1 pseudogene is annotated in these 530 nt (G+C 76.8%); it reads right to left on the bottom strand.

The features are described from left to right. Window positions 1–530: pseudogene (locus tag KS423_RS47005) on the bottom strand (glycosyl transferase); the annotation flags it as partial.

Here is a 530-nt window from a genome sequence, read left to right as displayed (position 1 = left end):
CCGGAGGCCCGGCCGGCGAACTGCCCGGCGACCAGCGCGGCCGCCGCCACCAGCCCGCCGACCAGCACCGCCCAGCGCAGCCACGGCAGGAAGTCCGAGCTGCGGCCGAGCAGCACGAACGCCCAGACGGCCGTCACCGCGAGCGTCCCGGCCAGCACCAGTGCCCAGGGCAGCCGGTGCCGGGCCCGCCACAGCCCGTCCACACCCATGCCGACCAGCGCCGCGACGGCCGGGGCCAGCGCCACCGTGTAGTACTGGTGGAAGATCCCGGACATGAAGCTGAAGATCAGCGCGGTGGAGAGCAGCCAGCCGCCCCAGACCAGGAAGGCCGCGCGGGCGGTGTCGGTGCGGGCGTAGTGGCGGGTCGCCCAGAGGCCGACCACCAGCAGGATCAGCGCGGCCGGCAGCAGCCAGGCGATCTGCCCGCCGACGTCGGTGCCGAACATCCGGGTCAGACCGGTCTGCCCCCAGCCACGGCCGCCGCCGGGCGCCGCGCCGCCGCCCGGCAGGTCGAGCCCGGCCGGCATCCG

The sequence above is a fragment of the Streptomyces sp. LS1784 genome (assembly GCF_020103755.1).
GTDB lineage: Bacteria > Actinomycetota > Actinomycetes > Streptomycetales > Streptomycetaceae > Kitasatospora.
The sequence above is the reverse complement of the archived record's forward strand: the minus strand, read 5'-3'. Positions and strand labels throughout refer to the sequence as shown.